The 1,041-nt window shown below is 70.0% G+C and carries 1 protein-coding gene; it reads left to right on the forward strand.

Features of this window, described 5'->3' with window-relative positions:
- Nucleotides 1-1,041 (forward strand): MiaB/RimO family radical SAM methylthiotransferase (locus tag ACIA5H_RS37845; protein ID WP_397081185.1); only part of this gene is annotated, 1,041 nt, incomplete at both ends.

The raw sequence follows: 1,041 nt of genomic DNA on the forward strand, positions 1-1,041 counted from the left end.
CCCGCCAAGCGCGAATCCGCCTACGCGGGCTGGGTTTCCATCTCGGTCGGCTGCAACAACACCTGCACCTTCTGCATCGTGCCGTCACTGCGCGGTAAGGAGGTCGACCGCCGCCCCGGTGACGTGCTCGCCGAGGTGCGGGCGCTGGTGGATCAGGGCGTGCTCGAGGTGACGCTGCTCGGCCAGAACGTGAACTCCTACGGCGCCTCGTTCGCCGACCCGGACGAACCCCGCGACCGCGGCGCGTTCGCCAAGCTGCTGCGCGCGTGCGGACACATCGACGGCTTGGAGCGGGTCAGGTTCACCTCGCCGCACCCGGCGGAGTTCACCGACGACGTGATCGAGGCCATGGCCGAGACCCCGAACATCTGCCCGCAACTGCACATGCCGCTGCAGTCGGGTTCGGACCGGGTGCTCAAGGCGATGCGCCGCTCCTACCGCAAGGCGCGCTACCTCGGCATCATCGACAAGGTGCGCGCCGCGATGCCGCATGCCGCGATCACCACCGACATCATCGTCGGCTTCCCCGGCGAGACCGAGGAGGATTTCCAGGAGACCCTGGACGTGGTCCGGCAGGCGCGTTTCACCAGCGCGTTCACCTTCCAGTACTCCAAGCGGCCCGGTACGCCCGCCGCCGACATGCCCGATCAGCTGCCCAAGGCCGTGGTCCAGGAGCGCTACGACCGGCTCATCGCGTTGCAGGAGGAGATCTCCTTGACGGCCAATCGAGAGCTGGTCGGCACCGAGGTGGAATTGCTGGTAGCCGAGGGCGCGGGCAAGAAGAACGCCGCGACCGCGCGCATGAGCGGCCGCGCCCGCGACGGCAGGCTGGTGCACTTCCGCCCGGGCGGCACGGCCGAGCCGATCCGCCCCGGCGATCTGATCACGGTGGACATCACCGCCGCGGCGCCGCACCACTTGGTCGCCGATGCCGCGATCAAGACCCACCGCCGTACCCGCGCCGGTGACGCGCACGAGCGCGGCGTCACCCCGAAGACCGCGCCGATCGGCGTCGGGCTCGGACTGCCTCGCATCGGCGCA

The organism is Nocardia sp. NPDC051900 (assembly GCF_044452545.1).
Classification (GTDB): Bacteria; Actinomycetota; Actinomycetes; order Mycobacteriales; family Mycobacteriaceae; genus Nocardia; species Nocardia sichangensis.